Origin of the sequence: Nocardioides rubriscoriae (genome assembly GCF_008087085.1) — a bacterium.
GTDB classification, from domain to species: Bacteria; Actinomycetota; Actinomycetes; order Propionibacteriales; family Nocardioidaceae; genus Nocardioides; species Nocardioides rubriscoriae.
Map to the genome: position 1 here is coordinate 228,639 of NZ_VIYJ01000003.1, position 19,782 is coordinate 248,420.

General features: G+C 73.1%; 23 protein-coding genes. 20 read left to right on the plus strand and 3 right to left on the minus strand.

What is annotated here, in order from left to right; all coding sequences use genetic code 11:
• Window positions 1-7 precede the first annotated feature (7 nt).
• Both folE and FZC61_RS07690 read left to right on the plus strand, forming a co-directional pair.
• On the plus strand, window positions 8-625 hold the full coding sequence (gene folE / locus FZC61_RS07685; protein ID WP_148613575.1) for a GTP cyclohydrolase I FolE: 618 nt from the start codon (window positions 8-10) through the stop codon (window positions 623-625).
• 57 nt (window positions 626-682) lie between these two features.
• On the plus strand, window positions 683-1,429 hold the full coding sequence (locus tag FZC61_RS07690) for a class I SAM-dependent methyltransferase (RefSeq protein ID WP_211357156.1): 747 nt from the start codon (window positions 683-685) through the stop codon (window positions 1,427-1,429).
• 24 nt (window positions 1,430-1,453) lie between these two features.
• On the opposite strand, the gene FZC61_RS07695 is transcribed toward FZC61_RS07690, so the two are convergent.
• Window positions 1,454-1,876 (minus strand): hypothetical protein, encoded by a 423-nt coding sequence (locus FZC61_RS07695; protein ID WP_170286021.1) that lies wholly within the window; start codon window positions 1,874-1,876, stop codon window positions 1,454-1,456.
• Window positions 1,877-2,002: 126 nt separating this feature from the next.
• Here FZC61_RS07695 and FZC61_RS07700 point away from each other — a divergent pair, with 126 nt between their 5' ends.
• From FZC61_RS07700 to FZC61_RS07730, 7 genes are all read left to right on the plus strand, one after another.
• Window positions 2,003-3,022: an endonuclease/exonuclease/phosphatase family protein gene (locus FZC61_RS07700; protein WP_148613577.1), complete on the plus strand. Its 1,020-nt coding sequence runs from the start codon at window positions 2,003-2,005 to the stop codon at window positions 3,020-3,022.
• A 39-nt stretch (window positions 3,023-3,061) separates the two neighbouring features.
• A complete protein-coding gene (gene folP, locus FZC61_RS07705; RefSeq protein ID WP_148613578.1) occupies window positions 3,062-3,904 on the plus strand; it encodes a dihydropteroate synthase in 843 nt (280 codons plus the stop codon).
• 16 nt (window positions 3,905-3,920) lie between these two features.
• Window positions 3,921-4,295, plus strand: a complete 375-nt coding sequence (folB, locus tag FZC61_RS07710) for a dihydroneopterin aldolase (RefSeq protein WP_246142585.1) — start codon at window positions 3,921-3,923, stop codon at window positions 4,293-4,295.
• The gene (gene folK, locus FZC61_RS07715; protein ID WP_211357157.1) at window positions 4,288-4,857 is read left to right on the plus strand and encodes a 2-amino-4-hydroxy-6-hydroxymethyldihydropteridine diphosphokinase; all 570 of its coding nucleotides are present in this window, start codon (window positions 4,288-4,290) and stop codon (window positions 4,855-4,857) included. Before folB ends, folK begins: the two co-directional genes overlap by 8 nt.
• A 7-nt stretch (window positions 4,858-4,864) precedes the next feature.
• Window positions 4,865-5,347, plus strand: a complete 483-nt coding sequence (locus FZC61_RS07720; RefSeq protein WP_246142586.1) for a DUF3180 domain-containing protein — start codon at window positions 4,865-4,867, stop codon at window positions 5,345-5,347.
• Between the two features lie 10 nt (window positions 5,348-5,357).
• Window positions 5,358-5,996, plus strand: a complete 639-nt coding sequence (locus tag FZC61_RS07725; protein WP_148613580.1) for a hypothetical protein — start codon at window positions 5,358-5,360, stop codon at window positions 5,994-5,996.
• A 73-nt stretch (window positions 5,997-6,069) separates the two neighbouring features.
• On the plus strand, window positions 6,070-7,173 hold the full coding sequence (locus FZC61_RS07730) for a GNAT family N-acetyltransferase (protein ID WP_211357158.1): 1,104 nt from the start codon (window positions 6,070-6,072) through the stop codon (window positions 7,171-7,173).
• A gap of 24 nt (window positions 7,174-7,197) precedes the next feature.
• On the opposite strand, the gene FZC61_RS07735 is transcribed toward FZC61_RS07730, so the two are convergent.
• Window positions 7,198-8,214 carry an ABC transporter ATP-binding protein gene (locus FZC61_RS07735; protein WP_425465812.1) on the minus strand — a complete coding sequence of 339 codons (1,017 nt, stop codon included), beginning with the start codon at window positions 8,212-8,214 and terminating at the stop codon, window positions 7,198-7,200.
• Between the two features lie 3 nt (window positions 8,215-8,217).
• Here FZC61_RS07735 and FZC61_RS07740 point away from each other — a divergent pair, with 3 nt between their 5' ends.
• From FZC61_RS07740 to FZC61_RS07755, 4 genes are all read left to right on the plus strand, one after another.
• Window positions 8,218-8,943, plus strand: coding sequence for an ABC transporter permease (locus FZC61_RS07740; protein ID WP_148613581.1), 726 nt, complete (start codon window positions 8,218-8,220; stop codon window positions 8,941-8,943).
• Window positions 8,940-9,695 carry an ABC transporter permease gene (locus FZC61_RS07745; protein ID WP_148613582.1) on the plus strand — a complete coding sequence of 252 codons (756 nt, stop codon included), beginning with the start codon at window positions 8,940-8,942 and terminating at the stop codon, window positions 9,693-9,695. Before FZC61_RS07740 ends, FZC61_RS07745 begins: the two co-directional genes overlap by 4 nt.
• Window positions 9,696-9,765: 70 nt before the next feature.
• Window positions 9,766-10,704, plus strand: a complete 939-nt coding sequence (locus FZC61_RS07750; RefSeq protein ID WP_148613583.1) for a glycine betaine ABC transporter substrate-binding protein — start codon at window positions 9,766-9,768, stop codon at window positions 10,702-10,704.
• Between the two features lie 282 nt (window positions 10,705-10,986).
• A complete protein-coding gene (locus FZC61_RS07755) occupies window positions 10,987-11,508 on the plus strand; it encodes a hypothetical protein (protein ID WP_148613584.1) in 522 nt (173 codons plus the stop codon).
• Window positions 11,509-11,528: 20 nt separating this feature from the next.
• Here the strand turns inward: FZC61_RS07755 and FZC61_RS07760 are convergent, their stop codons facing one another.
• Complete coding sequence (locus tag FZC61_RS07760; RefSeq protein WP_148613585.1) at window positions 11,529-12,674, minus strand: glycosyltransferase family 2 protein; 1,146 nt, start codon at window positions 12,672-12,674, stop codon at window positions 11,529-11,531.
• 27 nt (window positions 12,675-12,701) lie between these two features.
• Here FZC61_RS07760 and FZC61_RS07765 point away from each other — a divergent pair, with 27 nt between their 5' ends.
• The 7 genes from FZC61_RS07765 to nadC all read left to right on the plus strand — a co-directional run bounded on the left by FZC61_RS07765 (window position 12,702) and on the right by nadC (window position 19,782).
• Window positions 12,702-13,817, plus strand: a complete 1,116-nt coding sequence (locus FZC61_RS07765; protein WP_148613586.1) for a sulfotransferase family protein — start codon at window positions 12,702-12,704, stop codon at window positions 13,815-13,817.
• Window positions 13,814-14,776 carry a glycosyltransferase gene (locus FZC61_RS07770; protein WP_148613587.1) on the plus strand — a complete coding sequence of 321 codons (963 nt, stop codon included), beginning with the start codon at window positions 13,814-13,816 and terminating at the stop codon, window positions 14,774-14,776. The genes FZC61_RS07765 and FZC61_RS07770 overlap by 4 nt, the downstream gene beginning before the upstream one ends.
• 187 nt (window positions 14,777-14,963) lie before the next feature.
• Entirely contained in the window at window positions 14,964-15,893 is a 930-nt protein-coding gene (locus tag FZC61_RS07775; RefSeq protein WP_148613588.1) for a Rossmann-like and DUF2520 domain-containing protein, read from the plus strand.
• Entirely contained in the window at window positions 15,890-16,753 is an 864-nt protein-coding gene (gene panC, locus FZC61_RS07780) for a pantoate--beta-alanine ligase (protein ID WP_148613589.1), read from the plus strand. Before FZC61_RS07775 ends, panC begins: the two co-directional genes overlap by 4 nt.
• Window positions 16,753-17,169, plus strand: coding sequence for an aspartate 1-decarboxylase (gene panD / locus FZC61_RS07785; RefSeq protein WP_148613590.1), 417 nt, complete (start codon window positions 16,753-16,755; stop codon window positions 17,167-17,169). Before panC ends, panD begins: the two co-directional genes overlap by 1 nt.
• 19 nt (window positions 17,170-17,188) lie before the next feature.
• On the plus strand, window positions 17,189-18,853 hold the full coding sequence (locus FZC61_RS07790) for an L-aspartate oxidase (RefSeq protein WP_148613591.1): 1,665 nt from the start codon (window positions 17,189-17,191) through the stop codon (window positions 18,851-18,853).
• Entirely contained in the window at window positions 18,850-19,782 is a 933-nt protein-coding gene (gene nadC, locus FZC61_RS07795; protein WP_246142587.1) for a carboxylating nicotinate-nucleotide diphosphorylase, read from the plus strand. Before FZC61_RS07790 ends, nadC begins: the two co-directional genes overlap by 4 nt.

A 19,782-nucleotide genomic window follows, 5' to 3' on the forward strand; every position in this document is an offset into this window, starting at 1 on the left:
GCCCGACATGGTCGACCCCATCAGCGGACAATCAGTCGACCCGGCCAAGGTGCCCGACTTCGACCACGCGCGCGCCGAGGCCGCGATCCGCGAGCTGTTGTTCGCGATCGGTGAGGACCCCGACCGCGAGGGCCTGCTCGACACCCCGGCCCGGGTGGCGCGCGCCTACGCCGAGCTGACCCAGGGCCTGCGCCAGCGGCCCCAGGACGTGCTCACCACGACGTTCGACCTGGGTCACGACGAGATGGTCCTGGTCCGCGACATCGAGCTGTGGTCGATGTGCGAGCACCACCTCGTGCCGTTCACCGGCGTGGCCCACGTCGGCTACATCCCGGCCGAGACCGGCAAGATCACCGGTCTCTCCAAGCTCGCCCGCCTGGTCGACGTCTACTCCAAGCGCCCCCAGGTGCAGGAGCGGCTGACGACCCAGGTCGCCGACGCCCTGATGGACATCCTCGACGCCCGCGGCGTCATCGTCGTGATCGAGGCCGAGCACCTCTGCATGACCATGCGCGGGGTCAAGAAGGCCGGCGCCCGCACCCTCACCTCCGCCGTCCGCGGCTCCATGCGCACCGACGCCGCCACCCGCGCCGAGGCGATGGCGCTGATCCACCGCGTCCGGTAGCCGCGCCGCTCCCCACGCCGTCGCCGGGGCGCGCCCGCATCCGGTTAGGGTGCGCCCATGCGTCGCCACGATCTCCTCGCCGAGCTGCACCGGTTGCTGTCCCCGCGCAGCTACCTCGAGATCGGCGTCAACGTCGGGGGCAGCATGACGCTGTCACGCACCCGGTCGATCGGGATCGACCCCTACTACTCCCTCACCCAGGAGCTCCTGTGCGACGTGCACCTGGTGCGCACCTCCAGCGACGAGTTCTTCGCCCGTGAGCACCCGCTGGCGCACTTCGACGAGCCGCTGATCGACCTGGCGTTCATCGACGGCATGCACCTGGCCGAGTACGCCTTCCGCGACTTCGTCAACGTCGAGCGCTTCACCCACCCGGGCTCGGTGGTGGTCATCGACGACATGCTCCCGCGCGACGTGCCCGAGGCCCGGCGCGACCGGTCGGTGCCGTCGGGCCGCACGGCCTGGGCCGGCGACGTCTACAAGATCCTCGCGACGCTGCGCGAGCTGCGCCCCGACCTGGTGTGCCTCGAGGTCGACACCGCCCCGACCGGCACGGTCGTGGTGATCAACCCCGACCCGACCAACCGTGCGCTGCTCGAGGCGGCCGACGACGTCGTCGAGTCCTACGTCGTGCCCGACCCCCAGGACGTGCCGGCCGCGATCCTCGACCGCCGCCGCGCCCACCAGCCCGAGGCCCTGCTCGACCTGCCGGTCTGGGGCGAGCTGGTCGCCGCGCGCGACCTGCCCGTGGCCGATGCCCGGGCCCGGGTCACGCAGGCGGTGGCCCCGCTGCGCGCCGTCTGACGGCGTACGGCGCGGCCGCGCGGCTCAGCGCGGCTCAGGCTCCGGCAACCGGGTCAGCGGGCGCGGCCCGGCCAGCAGGGCCAGCGGCTGCACGTCGGTGTCGGTCATCAGCAGGCGCGCCTCGAGCGGCACGATCGCGCCGCCCTTGCCGACGCGCAGGGCGAGCTTGTAGGTGCCCGGGGTCAGCGAGTCGGCGGGCACCCGCACCTCCAGGCGCGGGCGGGCGCCGGGCGTCACCTGGGCCAGGGCTCGCACGCGTTGCGGCCCGGTGCCGTCGTTGCGGCCGAGCCGCAGCCACACGCGCCGGCGGGTGAGGCCGTCGCCCACCTCGTCGCGCAGGTCGTCGGGCAGCGTGAGCACGATCTTGACGTCGTCTCCGACCCGCCGCGCGTAGCTCGCGACGGCCTCCACGGGACGGGCGGTCACGGCGGTCGCGATGGGAGGCACACGACACAGCGAACCACACTCGCGGCGCCGCCGCGTGCCCCTGGTCACTCCTGCGCCAAAGCGCCCGCGCGGGGCTCACCGAGCCGCTAGATTTCGTCGCCGACGCGACCCCCACCAGGAGCAGCCATGACGTCACGACGCCCCGGGCGCGCGAGCCTGCCCGGCCCGTCCCCGGCGACGGCGGCGGCCCTGGTCGCGGTCGTGGTCGCGGTCGTGGTCGCGGCCCTGGTGGTCTCGCTGGTGGTCTCGCTGCCCGGCCCCGCGTCGACCGCGGCGACGGCTGCGGCCGGGGGCCCGGCCGTCCGGGAGGGGGCCGGTCAGCAACGCGCGGGCCTGGCGCGCTTCGACGTCGTCGACCACAACGTCGAGCTGAAGCAGTCCGCGATCACCTCGGCGCTGCGCCGTGCCGCGCAGACCAAGGCTCCCGTGGTGCTGCTGCAGGAGGTCTGCTGGTGGCAGGCACGCCAGATCCGCGAGCAGCACCCGCGGTGGACCGTGGGCTACCTGCGTGGCCGCGAGACCGCCACGTGCCGCCGTGCCCCCAGCCTCACCGCCCTGGCCGACCGCGACCGTGACGACTCCGGCGTGGTCGCGGTGTGGACCGGCGGGGCGCGCGGCCGGGTCAGCGCCCACGTCTTTCGCCACCAAGCGGCCCGCAAGGGGCCCGGCGCGGGCCGCCGCAGCCTCGACGACGGGATCGTCTGCGTGGCCTGGCGTGCCACGGGGGTGGTCCGGCACGCCTGCTCGACCCACCTGGTCAACGCCTCCCGCTACCACTCGCGCCGCGGCACCCAGTTCCGTCAGGCGCGCGAGGTGCGCCGGCTGACCCGGGGCTGGGTGCGGCGCGGGGACCTCGTCGTGCTCGGGGGCGACTTCAACGCCGCCCCCCGCAGCCGGACCATGGACCCGCTGTACGCCGTCGACGGCAGCGGGCTCTTCCAGGAGGCCACCGGCTGCCCGCGCTCGCTCGAGGTCTGCCGCCGGGCGCTGGGGACCACGATCGACGGCGGCAAGATCAAGATCGACTACATCTTCTTCTCGGGCAACCGGATCTCGACCCCTTCGCCGCGGCGGCTGCGCGTCGTCCCGACGTCGAGCGACCACCACCTGCTCAGCGGGTGGGCGTTCGTCGACGTGACCGGCTGACCCTGCTGCTCGTCGGGTCTTGGGCAGTAGGTTCGTCCGGTGACCCGGGGTCTGCGCAGCGTGGTGGTGATGGGCGTCGTCAACGTCACCCCGGACTCGTTCTCCGACGGCGGGCGGTGGGCCGACACCGACGCCGCGGTGGCCCACGGGCGCCGGCTGCTGGCCGACGGGGCCGACATCCTCGACGTCGGCGGCGAGTCCACCCGTCCCGGCGCGACCCGGCCGCTGGTCTCCGAGGAGCTCGACCGGGTCGTGCCCGTGATCGAGGCGCTCGCCGCGGACGGTGCGCGGGTGTCGGTCGACACGATGCGCGCCGAGGTCGCGGCCGCCGCGCTCGCGGCCGGGGCGAGCATCGTCAACGACGTGTCGGGCGGCCTGGCCGACCCGGCGATGCTCGGGGTCGTGGCCGGCAGCGGGGCGACGTACGTCGCGATGCACTGGCGGGCCCACAGCGACCGGATGAACGACCTGGCGACCTACGACACGCCCGGTGGCCGCGACGACGTCGTGCACGCCGTGTGTCGCGAGCTCGCCGAACGGGTCGCGGCGGCGCGCGCGGCGGGCATCGCCGACGACAAGGTGGTCCTCGACCCGGGCCTGGGCTTCGCCAAGCGCGGCGAGCACAACTGGCAGCTGCTCGAGGGCCTCGACCGGGTCGCCGCCCTGGGCTTCCCGCTGCTGGTCGGCGCGAGCCGCAAGTCGTTCCTGGGCGCCCTGCTGGCCGCGCCGGACGGTGCCCCGCGACCGGTCTCCGAGCGTGAGGTCGCCGGCCACGCCCTCACCCTCGTGCTGGCCCAGCGCGGCGTGTGGGGGGTCCGGGTGCACGACGTGCGGGGCACTCGTGATGTGCTGCGCGTGTGGGAGAGAACGAGCCGACGATGAAGGAACGAGCGAACCTGTGACCGACGAGCTGGCTGTCCTCGGCATCGAGTGCTGGGGCCATCATGGTGTCTTCGAGTTCGAGAAGCGTGAGGGCCAGACCTTCATCATCGACCTCGTCCTCGGCTTCGACACCCGCCCGGCGGCGGCGTCGGACGACTTGCACGACACTGTCGACTACGGGAGTCTCGTGGCCTCGGTGAAGTCCGCCGTGGAGAACGACCCGGTCGACCTGATCGAGTCCCTCGTCCAGCGGATCGCGGACGTCTGCCTCTTGGACGCTCGTGTTGAATGGGCGCGGGTCACCGTCCACAAGCCCGATGCCCCCATCGACGCGACGTTCGCCGACGTCGCGCTGACGATCAGCAGGAAGCGCGAGGTCACCCGTGACTGAGACCCCCAACCCCAACATCGTCGACGCCGACACCCTCACCGGTGAGATGCGCCCGATCCGGCGCGTCGTGCTCTCGATCGGCTCCAACCTCGGCGACTCGATGTCGAGCCTGCAGGGTGCGGTCGACGCCATCGCCGACACCCCCGACGTGTGGGTGACCAGCGTCTCCCCGGTCTACGAGACCGAGCCGGTCAACTGCCCGCCGGGCTCGCAGAACTTCCTCAACGCCGTGCTGCTCCTCGACACCACGCTCGCCGCCAACCGGCTGCTCGAGCGTGCGCTGGCCGTCGAGGACGCCTACGCGCGCGAGCGTACCGACGTCGCCAACGCCCCACGCACCCTCGACGTCGACCTGATCGTCGTCGGCGACCGGCGCAGCGACACCGAGACCCTCCAGCTGCCCCACCCGCGCGCGGCCGAGCGGGCCTTCGTGCTCAAGCCGTGGTTCGACCTCGAGCCCGACGCCGAGCTGCCCGGGCATGGCCCGATCGGCGAGCTGCTCGCCAAGATCGGGGTCGAGGGCCTCATCCTGCGCGAGGACCTCGTCCTCGACGTCGAGTGACGCACGCGTGACCGCAGGCCCCGACGGCCCCGGGACCGGTCGGCTGCAGCCGACCCGGCTCCCGGTCCTCGCCGGCTGGGCCGTCGCCGGGCTCGTCCTGGGCCTGCTGGTGCGACCGGTGTGGGAGCGGCTCGACACGACCGCCCCGATCGTCACCTGGGCCCAGCCGCTGGGCCTGCTGCTCGTCTCGGCCGTCGTTGCCGGCACGGCCTGGTCGACGTGGCGCACCGTCCAGGTCCGGCACGAGCGCCTCGAGCCGCACCGTGCGGTCAACCGGCTCGTGCTGGCGCGCGCCTGCGCGATCGTGGGGGCGGTCGTCGGGGGCGGCTACCTCGGCTACGCCCTCAGCTGGCTCGGTGACGCCTCGCCACTGGCCGACGACCGGATCCTGCGCGGGGGGCTCGCCGCCCTCGGTGGCCTGCTGACGGTGGTCGCATCGCTGCTGCTCGAGCGTGCGTGTCGCGTCCGATCCGGTGACCGCGACCCGTAGTTTTGCGGGCATGACTTCCCCGTCTGGCCCGGCCCGACCCACCCCTGCCTCAGCTGCCCCCGCTGCTCGGCGCCGCCAGCGCTCGACCCGTCTCGTCGTCTCCGGGGCGCTGCTCGCCGTGGCCGTCGCGGGTGTCGTCGCGGCCGCCGCCAGCGGCTCGTGGCTCGTGGCCACCCTCGCGGCAGCCGTCGCGGCCGTCCTCGGCGTCGCCGCGACGCGGATCACCTACACCGAGGTCGCCGACACCCGTCGGGCCTGGGCGCGCGACCGGGCCGAGCAGGCCCAGGCCTACGCCGCCCTCACCGAGACCCGCACCAGCGAGCAGGCCCTCTACGTCGCCGACACCAGCGGCCGCCTGGCCCGTCACGAGGCCACCATCAGCCGCCTCGAGCTGCGCCTGGCCGACGCCGCCGCGGAGGTCGCGGCGACCCGCGACGCCCTGGCCGCCGAGCAGGCCCGCGTCCTCGCGGTCCAGGAGGCCTCCGCCGACGAGATGCGCCGCGTGGCGGCCCGGCTCGAGGACGCCGAGGAGCGCGCCGCCACGGCCGTGGTCCGGGTCGTCGAGCTCGAGCAGGAGCTCGACGTCGTGCAGGCCGAGCTGCTGGCCTGGCAGTCCACCGGCGCCGCGCTGCGCCGCAAGCACGCCTGACGCACGCCCCTGGTTCACCCGTCGGGAGACGTGGTGGCCTGCTCCGGCAGGTGACCGGGCACAATCGCCTGTCGTGATCCCCGACGAGAACCGATTCGAGCCCAATCCCGAGGAGATCGTCGGTGAGCCCCCCGCCGCGCTGCCCGACGACTGGACGCTCGGCTCGCCCGACCCGGCCGACCGGTTCGACCTCGCCCGGCTGACGACCCTGCTGCGCGACCACGAGCGCCACGGCCGTGGCTGGGCCGGCGCCGGGGTCGACGACGTGCTCGTCGAGGTGTCCGAGTCCGGGCTGCGCACCCGCGAGAACGTCGTCGTGCGCGACGAGGCGGGCCAGATCCGGGCCTGGGGCAGCGTCCACGACCGCGCCGGCGGACGGATGCTCTTCGTCCACGTCGTCGAGCGCGACCTGCCCGGCAGCGTCGCCCGCGCCTGCTCCGACCTGCTCGTCGAGTGGGCCGTGGGCCAGGCGGTGGCCGTCGGGTCCGCCCGTGGTCTCGACGTCCAGCAGATCGACACCGGCTCGTTCGCAGGCGACGAGCGCCAGGCCCGGTGGCTGTCGGCGTCCGGCTTCGAGCGGGTGCGGACCTGGTGGCAGATGTCGCGCCCGGTCACGGCCGACGAGGCCGACCTGGTGCCCTCGGTCGACGAGTGGGCCGACCGCGGCGTGCGCTTCCGCCAGGTACGCCGCGCCGGCGACGGCCTGCCCGACGAGGCCGACCTGCGCGCCGTCCACGACGTGCTCGAGGAGGCGTTCCTCGACCACTTCAACTCGTGGGAGGAGACCTTCGACGAGTTCCTCCACCGGCTGCGCGAGGACCCCGGCCACCGCTGGGACCACTGGTGGCTGGCCGAGCTGCTCGACGACCCCGACGTCCCCGAGCCGGTCGGCGCCCTGGTCGGCACCGTCTCGGAGTCGGGCCCCGGCTCGTCAGCGCCCGACGGGTCCTACGTCTCCTACATCGGCGTGCGCGAGGCCGCCCGAGGCCGGGGCGTCGCCAAGGGCCTGCTGCGCACGATCATCGCCGACGCCGCCGGTCGCGGCCGCGACCGCGTGGGGCTCGAGGTCGACGCCGACTCCTCGACCGGCGCCGACGGGCTCTACACCTCGATGGGCTGGGTGACCAAGTACGTCACCGAGAGCTGGCACCGCGACGTGCCGGTGGCGGGCGACTAGGGCCCGTCACGGCGGCGGGCAGGGTCAGGTGTCCTGCTCGACGAGGCTGGACCGCAGCGCCCGGTGTACCCCGGCGGGGGTGAGCACGCCGACGAAGCGGGCCCCGTCCCTGACGCCGATCATCGGCTTGTCGTCGCGCATCAGGGCGGCGAGCGCCTCCTCGAGGCTGGAGTCGAGGTCGATCGCGGCTCCGAGCTCGCCGGCGCTGACGCCGTCCATCGGCTCGAGGTGCCGGGCCTCCAGGCGGGTGACGGTGAGCCGGCGCAGGCCCCGGGTGGAGCCGACGAAGTCGGCGACGAAGTCGTCGGCCGGGTGGCCGAGCAGCTCGGCGGGCGTGGCGTACTGCGCGAGGTGGCCGCCGGCGGCGAAGACAGCGACCCGGTCACCCATGCGCACCGCCTCGTCGATGTCGTGGGTCACCAGCACCACGGTCTTGCCGAGGTCGCGCTGCAGGCGCAGGAACTCGTCCTGCAGCCGCACGCGCACCACGGGGTCGACGGCACCGAAGGGCTCGTCCATCAGCAGCACCGGCGGGTCGGCGGCCAGGGCCCGGGCCACGCCCACGCGCTGTCGCTGCCCCCCGGAGAGCTGGTGGGGGTAGCGGTCGGCGTACTGCGCGGGGTCGAGGCCGACCAGCTCGAGCAGCTCGTGCGCGCGGCGGCGCGCGGTGGTCTTCGACTCGCCGTAGAGCAGTGGCACCGTCATCACGTTGGCGCCGATCTTCTGGTGCGGGAAGAGCCCCACCGCCTGGATGACGTAGCCGATCCCGCGACGCAGCTTGACGGGGTCCTGCCGCATCACGTCGGTGCCGTCGATCTCGATCGTCCCGGTCGTCGGCTCGATGAGCCGGTTGATCATCTTCAGCGTCGTCGACTTGCCGCACCCGGACGGCCCCACCAGGCAGACCAGCTCGCCGCGGCGGACCTCGAGGTCGAGCTCGTGGACCGCGGTCGTGCCGTCGGGGTAGGTCTTGCCGACGCCCGTCAGGCGAATCATCACCTCGTCGGGTGCCTCACGCGACTCAGAGCCGGTAGGTTCCATGCGGTGACCCTACTGGCGGGCAGCGCGGTCGTCGCCGACCTGGCGGCTCGAGAGCCGAAGTGCTACTCCAAGGACGTCAACGACTGGTTCTGCCTCGACTACGTGCGCGACCGCAGCGACGAGATCCAGCAGGCCACGACGACCCACCTGCAGATCACGGTCACCGCGGTGCTCCTCGGGCTGGCGCTGGCCTTCCCGTTGGCCCTGCTCGCGCGGCGACTGCCCCGGCTGGAGGCGCTGGTCCTGGGCCTCAGCACGTTCGTCTACACGATCCCGTCGCTGGCGCTGCTACCGCTCCTGGTGCCGCTCACCGGTCTCACCAAGACCACCGTCGTGATCGGCCTCGGCCTCTACTGCCTGACGATCCTGGTGCGCGCCATGCTCGACGGCTTGCGCTCGGTGCCCGACGAGGTGCGCGAGTCGGCCACGGGGATGGGGTTCGGGCGCACCCGCCTGCTGCTGCGGGTCGAGCTTCCCCTTGCGCTTCCGGTGCTGATGGCGGGTCTGCGCGTCGCGACCGTGTCGACCGTCGCACTCACGACCATCGGCACCGTGGTCTCCGAGGGCGGCCTCGGCAAGCTCATCGCGGACGGCAAGAGCACGGAGTTCAACGCCGAGCTGATGACCGGCGCAGTCCTGTGCGTCCTGCTGGCCCTGGTGCTCGATGTCGTCCTCGTGCTGGCCCAGCGGGGCCTGACGCCCTGGACCCGGCGGGTGCGGACCGCATGAGCGACGTCTTCTCCTACCTCTTTGACAGTGCGAGCTGGTCCGGGCCCGGTGGGCTCTCGGAGCAGCTGGTTCAGCAGCTGCTCCTGTCCGTCACCGCGCTCGTCGCCGCCCTCGCGGTCGGGCTGCCGATCGCGCTCTGGCTCGGGCACCTCGGCCGGTTCGGGTTCCTGGCCATCAACGTGTCCAACATCGGCCGGGCGGTCCCGACCTTCGCCCTGCTGGCTCTGCTGGCGCGCTTCTCGTGGCCCGGCAGCGGTGAGTTCGGTCCCTACGGCCGCGCCGGCCTCGCGACCCTGGTGGCCCTGCTGTTCTTCGCGCTGCCGCCGATCATCACCCAGGCCTACGTCGGGATGCGGGAGGTGCCGGCCGACATCCGCGAGGCGGCCCGCGGCATGGGCATGTCCGGCCCGCAGCAGTTCTGGCGCGTCGAGCTGCCCCTCGCGCTGCCCCTCGTGCTGTCCGGCGCACGCCTGGCCCTGGTGCAGGTGTGGGCCACCGCCACGATCGCGGCGCTCGTCGGCGGCCCCGGCCTCGGCAACGTCATCCGGCTCGGCTTCGCCAACGTCGACCGGCGTAGCGAGGGCATCGCGGGCGCGCTCCTGGTCGCCGCCGTGGCGCTCGTGCTCGAGCTGCTCGCCGCTTCGGCCCAGCGCGCTGCCGACCCGGTGCCGCGCGACCCCGGCCGTCGGGGTGGACGCGACCTGTCCCCGATCGCGTCTACAGTGGCCCCGGCTGCCGCCACCGACAGCTGAGCCCCAAGGCTCGCTCCACCGGACACGCGTGACCATCTCCGGGTCACGGGACACAGAAGGTCTCCACACCATGTCGCTTCGCCGGCCCCTCGCCACCGCTGCCCTGCTCACCCTCGCCCTCACCGGGCTCGTCGCCTGCGGCGACGACAACGGCGACGGCGGAGGCGCCGCCTCCGGAGGTGGCGACAACACGCCGCTGACGATCGCCACCCAGAACTTCCCCGAGGCCAACCTCGTCGGCTCCCTCTACGACGTGCTGCTCTCCGCCAAGGGCTACGACGTCGACCTCAAGGCGGTCGACACCCGCGACGCCTACCTCAGCACCTTCCCCGGCGACGTCGACGTCGTCCCCGAATACCTCGGTGCTTTCGGCGAGGCCCTCAACGCCGCCGCCAACGGCGAGGGTGCTGCCCCCGTCGCGACCAACGACTCCGAAGCCACCCTCGCCGCCGTCGAGCCGCTCGCCAAGGACAAGGGCATCACCCTGCTCGACCTGTCCGAGGCCAACTCGCAGAACGCGTTCTTCGTCACCCAGGAGCAGGCCGACGGCGGGCTCAGCACGCTGTCCGACCTGACCGGGCAGAGCGTCGTGCTGGCCGGCTCGCCCGACTGCAAGGGCCGCTCCGACTGTGAGGGCGGGCTCACCGGCACCTACGGCATCGACATCAGCGAGATCCTGCCGCTCGGCTTCGCCTCGCCCGAGACCTACGCCGCGGTCAAGGACGGCGAGGCCCAGCTCGGCCTGACCGGCACGATCGACCCCAACCTCGACGACGAGGGCCTCGTGCTCCTCGACGACGACAAGGGCATTCAGCCGGCTCAGAACTACGTGCCGGCCGTGTCCTCGGAGTTCCTCGCCGCACACGGCGACATCGAGCAGCCCCTCAACGACCTGATGGCCGCCCTCGACAACGACACCGTCAACGAGCTGCTCGGTCGCGTCACCCTCGACCGCGAGAAGCCCGAGGACGTCGCCCGCGACTTCCTCGAGTCCGAGGGCCTGATCTGAGTCCAGCCCTCGTAGTCGCGTAGCGCCAGGGCCGCGTGGTCGACGCTCGCCGGGTCCAACCCCGGTACGTCGATCCGCGGCCCTCGTGTGCGTGCGTGGAGTACGTAGCGTCCTCGGTCGGCGCCAGCAGTCGTCGGGCGGGCCTGTGACGCGATGTGCGCCATGACACCTTCTCGGGTTCTCGGACTCACCCTGGCCAGCGTGGCGCTTGGCGCCTCTTGCCTCACAACGCCGTCGTCCTCGGCTGCCTCCTCTGACCCCACTAAGTCACGCAGTCGCGAGATGCACACCTGCACCTCGGACGAGATCAACAACGGCAAGACCATGCGCAGCATCGACCTGCTGCACCAGCCGTTCAAGATGACCCACGCCACGCGGCGCCGCATCCCGGCCGATGTCGTGTTCTCGCACGCGGTGTCGATGACCAAGCAGAACGTGGTCGAGGCCTCAATCAAGGCCACCGCGAAGGTCAAGGCTGAGGCGGGCGCGTTCTTCGCGAAGGCCGAGGTCGAGGCTGGCATCGAGCTAGCGGGCCGCTACCAGCACACCTCCACCACGTCGGTCACCGACACCTTTACGTTGCCTGCGTCGTCGAAGGAGCGCGTCTTCGTGTTCTACGACGGTGTCGACCTGTTCCAGATGCGTGCCCACCTGCGGACGTGCGACCGGTCCGGCCAGAACGATTACTACGGCAATCTCACCACCTTCAACCCCATCGACGAGAGCGGTGCCGTCCAGTGCCCGCACACTCGCTATCGCAAGGGCACGATCTCCTACCAGGTGTCACTCGGCGCCGGGTGTTGACTCCCCGCGTCGCGATCTCATCAGACCTCGTGGTCGCGTAGCGCCAGGGCCGCGTGGTCGACGCTCGCCGGGTCCAACCCCGGTACGTCGATCCGCGGCCCGCGTGCGTCGCTCACCCGGGGCACCCGCTCGCCGGGGCCCAGCGAGGCGACGTACCGCATGACCAGGGCGGCGTCGTCGCGCCGCCCGTGCTCGACCAGCCAGCCGGTCAGCCGGTGCACCGGCGGCAGGCCGCTGTGGACCAGCGAGCGGGCCCCGAAGAACTCACGCACCCCCGACTCCAGCAGCGAGTACCACGCGTCGTCGGCCTCGGGGATCAGCGCGAAGTAGCGGTGCAGGTCGCCGGGCAGCACCCTGTCGGCGAAGACCTTCGAGACCTTGTCGGAGCCGTAGTCGGTGACGCTCTGGCGCGACAGGCGCTTGGTCTCCCAGCGGTCGCGCAGGTCGTCGAGCGAGGCCCGCTGCTGGGTGATCGAGGTGCCGTCGCTGCGGATGCGCCAGTGGTAGACCACGTCGGGCACGATGCCGATACGGCGGGCGCGCAGGTAGGCCGTGGTGGTCGTGGGCTGGTCCTCGTAGCGGTGGCCCTCGAGCCACGTCAGGCCGGTGCCGTCCCAGAAGTCACGACGGAACAGCTTGTTCCATGCGAAGACGTCGCCCAGGATCTCGGGGCTCTGGTCGATCGCGAGTGCCGCGCGCGACTTGTGCAGGCGGCGCATCCAGGGCGGCTCGACGAGCTCGGCGTGCGTGCTCTCGTGCTCGGTGCCGACGACCTCGGGGTGCCACCACGCGATCGAGCCGGTCACGAAGTCGCAGCCCGCGCGGTGCAGCTGCTGGTGCAGCACGTCGTACGCCGTCGCCGGGACGGCGTCGTCGGAGTCGGCGAACGTGATCAGCGGGCCGGTGGTGTGCCGCAGGCCCTCGTTGCGGGCCGCGCCCAGGCCCCGGTTGGTCGTGTGCACGACGCGCACGCGCGGGTCGCGGGCGGCGTACTCGTCGGCGATCGCGCCGGACCCGTCGGTCGAGCCGTCGTCGACGACGACGACCTCGAGGTCGGTCCAGGTCGAGGCGAGCACCGAGTCGAGGCACTCGGCGAGGTAGGCCTCGACGTCGTAGACGGGCACGACGACGCTGATCCGTGGGGGCGTGCGCCGTCCAAACCTCATGGGCGGAGGTTAGTAGGCTCACCGACCGTGACCGCCCCCATCCTCGAGCCCAGCGCCGACTACCCGCGCACCGTGCTCTTCGTGGCCGGCGCCGGCCGCTCCGGCACCAGCACGATGGCCGGGCTCGCCAAGATCCTCGGCCTGCACGTGCCGCAGCCCGAGGTCGCCGCCGACGCGACCAACCCCAAGGGCTTCGGGGAGCCGCAGTGGGTGGTCGACCACCACGACCGGCTGCTGCGCGAGGCCGTCGTCCAGGTCTCAGACTCCCGGCCGCACGCGTGGTTCGACACCGGGCGGATCAGCACTCGCGAGCCCGAGCGGATCGCCACCGCGGCCTGGCTCGAGGAGCACTTCGCGGTCAACCCCGAGCTGGTCGTCAAAGACCCGCGGCTGAGCTGGTTCCTCGGTCTGTGGCGGGTCGCGGCGATCCGCACCGGTGCCCGGCCCGTCTTCGTGACCATGCTGCGGCCGCCGGCCGAGGTCGTCGGCAGCAAGCAGACCTACTACGCCAACAAGCTCGGCTCGGCCCACCTGGCCGCCTCGTGGCTCAACATGCTGCTCCACACCGAGCGGGGCACCCGCGACACGGTGGGTGAGGGTGTCGGCGAGAACGGCCGGGTGTTCGTCCGCTACGCCGACCTGCTCGACGACTGGACCCGCGTCACCATGGACGTCGGCGAGCGGCTGCAGCTGCAGAGCGTGCTGCACGCCAACAGCGAGCAGATCCGCGACGGACACCGCTTCGTCGACCCGTCGCTGCGACGGATGACGCAGACGCTCGACGACCTGGGACTGCCGCCGCGGCTGCACGAGCTGGTCGCCGAGACCTGGTCGGAGCTCAACGGGCTGGCCGACCCCGGCGGCGACACCGCGGCCGCGCACGCGACCCTCGACCAGCTCCGCGAGGCCTACACCGACCTGTACGCCGAGGCCGAGGCGATCTCGCGCTCCTCGGTCGTCCACGCCGAGCACGTGCTCAGGTCTCGACAAGCTCGACCAGCGACGTCCGTGGTCGAGCCGGGTTCGGTGGTCGAGCCTGTCGAGACCCCGCGCGGCGCCGACCGGCTCCCGCACGGCCTGCGCGCCGCTGTACCGCCGTCGGTGCGGCGGGGCCTGCGCAAGATGGCCGGCCGCGAGAGGTGACCGCCCACTCCGGCGTGTCCGGGATCCGCAACCTCGAGGGCCACACCGACTTCGACATCACCTGGCCGTGGACCCGCCCCGGCGGCCTGCGGGCCGGCTCGACCGCGGTGCTGCGGGTCAAGGACGAGGCGCTGTCGCTGCCGTGGGTGCTGCCGCCGCTGCTGCGCGCGATGGACCACGTGCTCGTCGTCGACAACGGTTCGACCGACGGCACCCCCGAGGTCGCTCGCGCCACGGCCGAGTCGGCCGGGCTGGCGCACAAGCTGACGCAGGCGGCGTACCCCTTCGCCGTCGCGCGTGCCGGCGCCGAGCACCGGGCCGTGCACGAGCTGTCGGTGCACTCGCTGTCCTACTTCTACAACTGGTGCTTCGCCCAGGTCGGCACCCGCTACTCCTTCAAGTGGGACGGCGACATGGTGCTCACAGCCGAGGGCGAGGCCTCCCTGGCCGACCTCGCCTGGCAGGTCGGCGACGTCCAGGCGATCGTCCGCGTGCCCCGGCACGGGCTCTACCTCGACTCGCGCTCCCCGCAGCGCGGGTGGCTCGACCTGGGGCTGCGCAACGCCGAGGAGTGGGGCTTCCCGATCGGGCCCGACTTCGTCTTCACCAAGGCCTTCGAGTGGGAGGTCCGGACGACGCCCAAGCCGGTCATCTCGATCGGGCTGCCCCACGGTCTCTGCGTCGAGCTGAAGTACCTCGACGGCGACGAGTTCGCCCACTGGACCGACCCGGCGTCCTTCGCCACCAGCTATCGCAACAAGCGCAAGCGCCGCGAGTGGCAGGTCTTCAACTCCCTCAACGACGGCGTGGTGCCCGAGGGCGTGCACGAGATCGTCGCGCCCGACGGCGTCCACGTCGTCGACCACGTCACCCGGGTCTGGCTGCCGCGCGCACCCCGCCCCCTCCAGGTCGGCACCGTCGTCACCTCCGACGACCAGGACCGGCGACCCGTCGCGTAGACGCGACGGGTCGGCGTGGTTGTACGCCGGATCGGGCCCGAGGGACAGGGGGGTGGGGTGTCGGATGGGTCACGTCACGATCGCGAGACGCGCCGGAAACATTGCCACTAGCCTGACGTTGCACTGCTGACACACAACTCGAGCACATCGTCCGGTACCCCTCGGGGACTGGAACGAAAGGTTCCTGATGTCGCACCTCCCGGGCACGCCCGCACGCGCCGAGCGACTCCGCATCGGCGTCGTCGGCGCCGGCCGTGTCGGAGCCGTCCTCGCCTGCGGTCTGCGCGCCGCCGGTCGCGAGATCGTCGCAGCCGCCGGCGAGTCCGACGCGTCCCGTCGCCGCCTCGACGACCTGCTGCCCGGCGTACCGGTCGACAAGCCGAGCGCGGTGGCCCGGGCCTGCGACCTGCTCCTGCTGACGGTGCCCGACGACATGCTGGCCAACGTGGTGCGCGTGCTGGCCGACAGCGGTGCGCTCCGCGAGGGTCAGTACGTCGTCCACACCAGCGGCCGCCACGGCCTGGCGGTGCTCGCCCCGGCGACGGCGGTCGGGGCGCGGCCGGTCGCGCTGCACCCCGCGATGACCTTCACCGGCACCGCCGTCGACCTCGACCGGCTCGGCGGCTGCGTCTTCGGCCTCACCGCCGAGCCCGAGGAGCGCGAGCTCGCCGCCCGGCTCGTCAGCGACCTCGGCGGCCGCTGCCTGTGGGTGCCGGAGTCGCGCCGTGCGCTCTACCACGCCGGTCTCGCCCACGGTGCCAACCACCTGGTCACCCTGGTCACCGAGGCGATGGAGATCCTCGCGGCCGCCGGCGCCGACGACCCGGCCTCGACCCTGCGCCCGCTGCTCACCGCGGCGCTCGACAACGCCCTGGAGCACGGCGACGCCGCCCTGACCGGCCCCATCGTGCGCGGCGATGTCGGCACCGTGCAGGCCCACCTCGACGGCATCCTCGCCGAGGCCCCGCAGACGCTGCCGTCCTACCTGACGCTCGCCCGCGCGACCCTGAGCCGGGCCGTGACCGACGGCCGCCTGGTGCCGATCCGCGCGCTGAAGATGCGCGAGGTGCTCGACGAGGCCGCGGCCGCGGCCCGCCCGGTCCGCTGGACGACGTGAGCCGCCTGGTCACGACCCGCACCGAGCTCGCCGACGCGCTGTCCGCGCGCCGCCGCGCGGGGGAGCGGGTCGGGTTCGTGCCGACGATGGGGGCGCTGCACGAGGGGCACGCCAGCCTCATGACCCGCGCGCGCACCGAGGTCGGCACCGGCCCGCTGGTGGTCTCGGTCTTCGTCAACCCGCTGCAGTTCGGGCCCGGTGAGGACCTCGACCGCTACCCGCGCACCCTCGACGCCGACCTCGAGGTCTGCGCCGCCCACGGCGTCGACCTGGTGTTCGCCCCGGCGGTCGACGAGGTCTACCCGACCTGGCCACCGGCCGTCACCGTTGACCCCGGTCCGCTCGGCTCGGTGCTCGACGGCGCCAGCCGGCCGGGCCACTTCACCGGCGTGCTCACCGTCGTGGCCAAGCTCTTCGGGCTCGTGCGCCCCGACGTCGCCGTCTTCGGCCAGAAGGATTACCAGCAGCTGGTGCTCATCCGCCGGATGGCGGCCGACCTGTGCCTGGGGGTCGACGTCGTCGGCGCCGAGACGGTCCGCGAGCCCGACGGGCTGGCCCTGTCCAGCCGCAACCGCTACCTCGACCCCGAGCAGCGCCGCGACGCGCTCGCCCTGAGCCGCACGCTGCGCGCGGCCGCCGAGGCGGCGCCGTACGGCGTGGGGGCGGCGCTCGACGCGGCCCGGGCCGAGCTGCGCGCAGCACCGGGCGTCGACCTCGACTACCTCGAGCTCGTGCTGCCCGACCTCGCGCCCCTGCCGGACGACGTCCCCGCCGGGACCGAGGCCCGCGCCCTGATCGCCGCCCGCGTCGGCTCCACGCGACTCATCGACAACCTCCCCCTCACGATCGGACGGCCCTGATGCTCCGCACGATGATGAAGTCCAAGATCCACCGCGCGACCGTGACGCAGGCCGACCTGCACTACGTCGGCTCGGTCACGGTCGACGAGGACCTGCTCGACGCGGCCGACCTGCTGGCCGGCGAGCTGGTCCACATCGTCGACATCACCAACGGGGCCCGGCTCGAGACCTACACGATCGCCGGCGAGCGCGGCAGCGGCGTGATCGGCATCAACGGGGCCGCCGCGCGGCTGGTCCACCCGGGCGACCTGGTGATCCTCATCGGCTACGGCCAGATGGACACCGCCGAGGCCAAGGCCCACCAGCCGCACGTCGTCTTCGTCGACGCCGACAACAAGATCATGGCCACCGGGTTCGACCCGGCCGAGACGTTCGGCGACCCGGGTCTCACCCGTGGGGACGTGGTCGCGCGCTGACGCGCACTAGCCTGATCAGATGCCCACCGTCGTACGCCGCCTCCCGGGCCGGCTGACCGCCCCCGCGCCCGGCTGGACCACCCGGGCCGACGTCGTCGTCGTCGGCTCCGGCATCGCTGGCCTGACCGCCGCACTCCGCCTGCGGGCCGCCGGCGTCGACAAGGTCCTGGTCGTGACCAAGGACCGGCTCTCCGCCGGGTCGACCCAGTGGGCCCAGGGCGGCATCGCTGCCGCCCTCGGCCCCGGCGACACCCCCGAGGAGCACGCGGTCGACACCCTCGTCGCGGGCGCCGGAGCCTGCGACGCCGAGGCGGTGCGCGTGCTCGTCGACGAGGGCCCCGAGGCCGTGCGCGAGCTGATCGCCCTGGGTGCCGTCTTCGACCACGACGCCGACGGCGAGATCTCCCTGACCCGCGAGGGCGGCCACCACCGCGACCGGATCGCCCACGCCGGCGGTGACGCCACCGGGGCCGAGATCCAGCGGGCGCTGATCGCGGCCGTCGGTGCCGCCCCCGAGATCGAGGTCATCAAGCGGGCGCTGGCCGTCGACCTGCTGCTTGACGCCGACGGCGGGGTCGCCGGCATGACCCTGCACGTCATGGGCGAGGGCCAGCGCGACGGCGTCGGCGCTGTCCACTGCCGCGCGGTCGTGCTCGCCAGCGGCGGGCTGGGCCAGGTCTTCAGCCAGACCACCAACCCCTCGGTCTCGACCGGTGACGGCATGGCCCTCGCGCTGCGGGCCGGGGCGACGCTGCGCGACCTCGAGTTCGTGCAGTTCCACCCGACGGTGATGTACCTCGGGCCCGACTCCCACGGCCAGCAGCCGCTGATCTCCGAGGCCGTGCGCGGCGAGGGGGCCTTCCTCGTCGACTTCGAGGGCGAGCGCTTCATGCAGGGCGTCCACGAGCTCGCCGACCTCGCCCCCCGCGACGTGGTCGCCAAGGCGATCATGCGGCGGATGCTCGACACCGGCCACCCGCACATGTGGCTCGACGCGCGCCACCTCGGTGCGGAGTTCTGGGAGCGTCGCTTCCCGACGATCCTGGCCACCGCCCGCAGCCACGGCGTCGACCCGGTCACCCAGCTCATCCCCGTCGCCCCGGCCTGCCACTACGCCTCGGGCGGTGTACGGACCGACCTGCACGGCCGTACCGACGTCCCCGGCCTCTACGCCACCGGCGAGGTCGCCTGCTCCGGGGTCCACGGCGCCAACCGCCTCGCCTCCAACTCGCTGCTCGAGGGCCTGGTCTTCTCGCGCCGCATCGCGCAGGTGCTGCCCGGCGAGCTGCGTCCCTGGGGCGAGCCCGCCGTCGACACCCGCACCGAGGGCCTGGTCTCCGGCGAGGTGCGCGAGGAGCTCCAGGACGTGATGACGTCGCGGGTCGGCGTGCTGCGCGGGGCCGCCGGACTGGCCGAGGCCTCCGCCGTGCTCGACAAGCTCGTCGGCAAGGACGCCGCCGCGGTCGACCTCGCCGCGTGGGAGACGACCAACCTGCTCATGGTGTCGGCCGCCCTCACCGAGGCCGCGGCCCTGCGCCAGGAGACGCGCGGCTCGCACTGGCGCGACGACTTCCCCGAGCGCGACGACGCGGCATGGGCCGGTCACGTCGACACCGTGATGACCGACGGGGTCGCCGAGGTGACCTTCCACCCGGCGCCGGCCAGCGACGGAGGCCTGTCGTGAGGCTCCACACCCCGCCGGCCGCGCTGCGCGCCGAGATCGAGGCCGCGGGACTGCCCTTCGACGAGATCCTCGACACCGTCCACCGCGCCCTGCACGAGGACCTGCCCGGCGACGCCGTCGACGCGACCTCGCAGGCGACCATCGCGGCCGACGCGCGCGCCAGCGGGGTCTTCGGCGCGCGTGAGAGCGGTGTCGTGGCCGGCCTGGGCCTGGCCGCACTGGTCTTCCACGTCGTGCTCGGTGACGACGTCGAGGTCACCGACCGCCTGCCCGACGGCAGCCGCGTCGAGGCCGGCGACGTCGTGATGCGGGTCGCCGGGCCCACCCGCGGCCTGCTCACCGCCGAGCGCACCGCGCTCAACCTCGCCTGCCACCTCTCCGGAGTCGCCACGGCGACCTCGCACTGGGTGGCCGCCCTCGAGGGCACCAACGCCCGCGTCCTCGACACCCGCAAGACCCTGCCCGGCCTGCGCGCCCTGCAGAAGTACGCCGTGCGCTGCGGCGGCGGCGTCAACCACCGGTTCGGGCTCACCGACAAGGCAATGGTCAAGGACAACCACGTCATCGCGGCCGGCGGTGTGGTCCCGGCCTTCCGGGCCGTGCGGGCGGCGTACCCCGACCTGCCCGTCGAGGTCGAGGTCACCGACCTCGACCAGCTGCGCGCGCTCCTCGAAGTCGGGTGCACCGAGATCCTGCTCGACAACATGAGCACCGAGATGATGGCCGAGGCCGTGGCGATCACCGCCGCGTCACCGACGCCGGCCTCGCTCGAGGCGTCCGGCGGCCTCACCCTCGACCGGGCCCGCGAGGTGGCCGCGACCGGCGTCGACTTCATCTCCGTCGGGGCGCTGACCCACTCGGTGGTCGTCTTCGACCTGGGTCTCGACCTGCAGGACCACCCGCACGACGACCTGCAGGGCCAGGACTGA

Coding starts and splice junctions, on each gene's coding strand:
- FZC61_RS07755 (WP_148613584.1), top strand. CDS start 10,987: ATGCACACCTGCACCTCGGACGAGATCAACAACGGCAAGACCATGCGC.
- FZC61_RS07790 (WP_148613591.1), top strand. CDS start 17,189: ATGCCCACCGTCGTACGCCGCCTCCCGGGCCGGCTGACCGCCCCCGCG.
- folE (WP_148613575.1), top strand. CDS start 8: ATGGTCGACCCCATCAGCGGACAATCAGTCGACCCGGCCAAGGTGCCC.
- FZC61_RS07750 (WP_148613583.1), top strand. CDS start 9,766: ATGTCGCTTCGCCGGCCCCTCGCCACCGCTGCCCTGCTCACCCTCGCC.
- FZC61_RS07775 (WP_148613588.1), top strand. CDS start 14,964: ATGTCGCACCTCCCGGGCACGCCCGCACGCGCCGAGCGACTCCGCATC.
- FZC61_RS07760 (WP_148613585.1), bottom strand. CDS start 12,674: ATGAGGTTTGGACGGCGCACGCCCCCACGGATCAGCGTCGTCGTGCCC.
- FZC61_RS07725 (WP_148613580.1), top strand. CDS start 5,358: ATGACTTCCCCGTCTGGCCCGGCCCGACCCACCCCTGCCTCAGCTGCC.
- FZC61_RS07735 (WP_425465812.1), bottom strand. CDS start 8,214: ATGGAACCTACCGGCTCTGAGTCGCGTGAGGCACCCGACGAGGTGATG.
- panD (WP_148613590.1), top strand. CDS start 16,753: ATGCTCCGCACGATGATGAAGTCCAAGATCCACCGCGCGACCGTGACG.
- FZC61_RS07690 (WP_211357156.1), top strand. CDS start 683: ATGCGTCGCCACGATCTCCTCGCCGAGCTGCACCGGTTGCTGTCCCCG.
- FZC61_RS07700 (WP_148613577.1), top strand. CDS start 2,003: ATGACGTCACGACGCCCCGGGCGCGCGAGCCTGCCCGGCCCGTCCCCG.
- FZC61_RS07745 (WP_148613582.1), top strand. CDS start 8,940: ATGAGCGACGTCTTCTCCTACCTCTTTGACAGTGCGAGCTGGTCCGGG.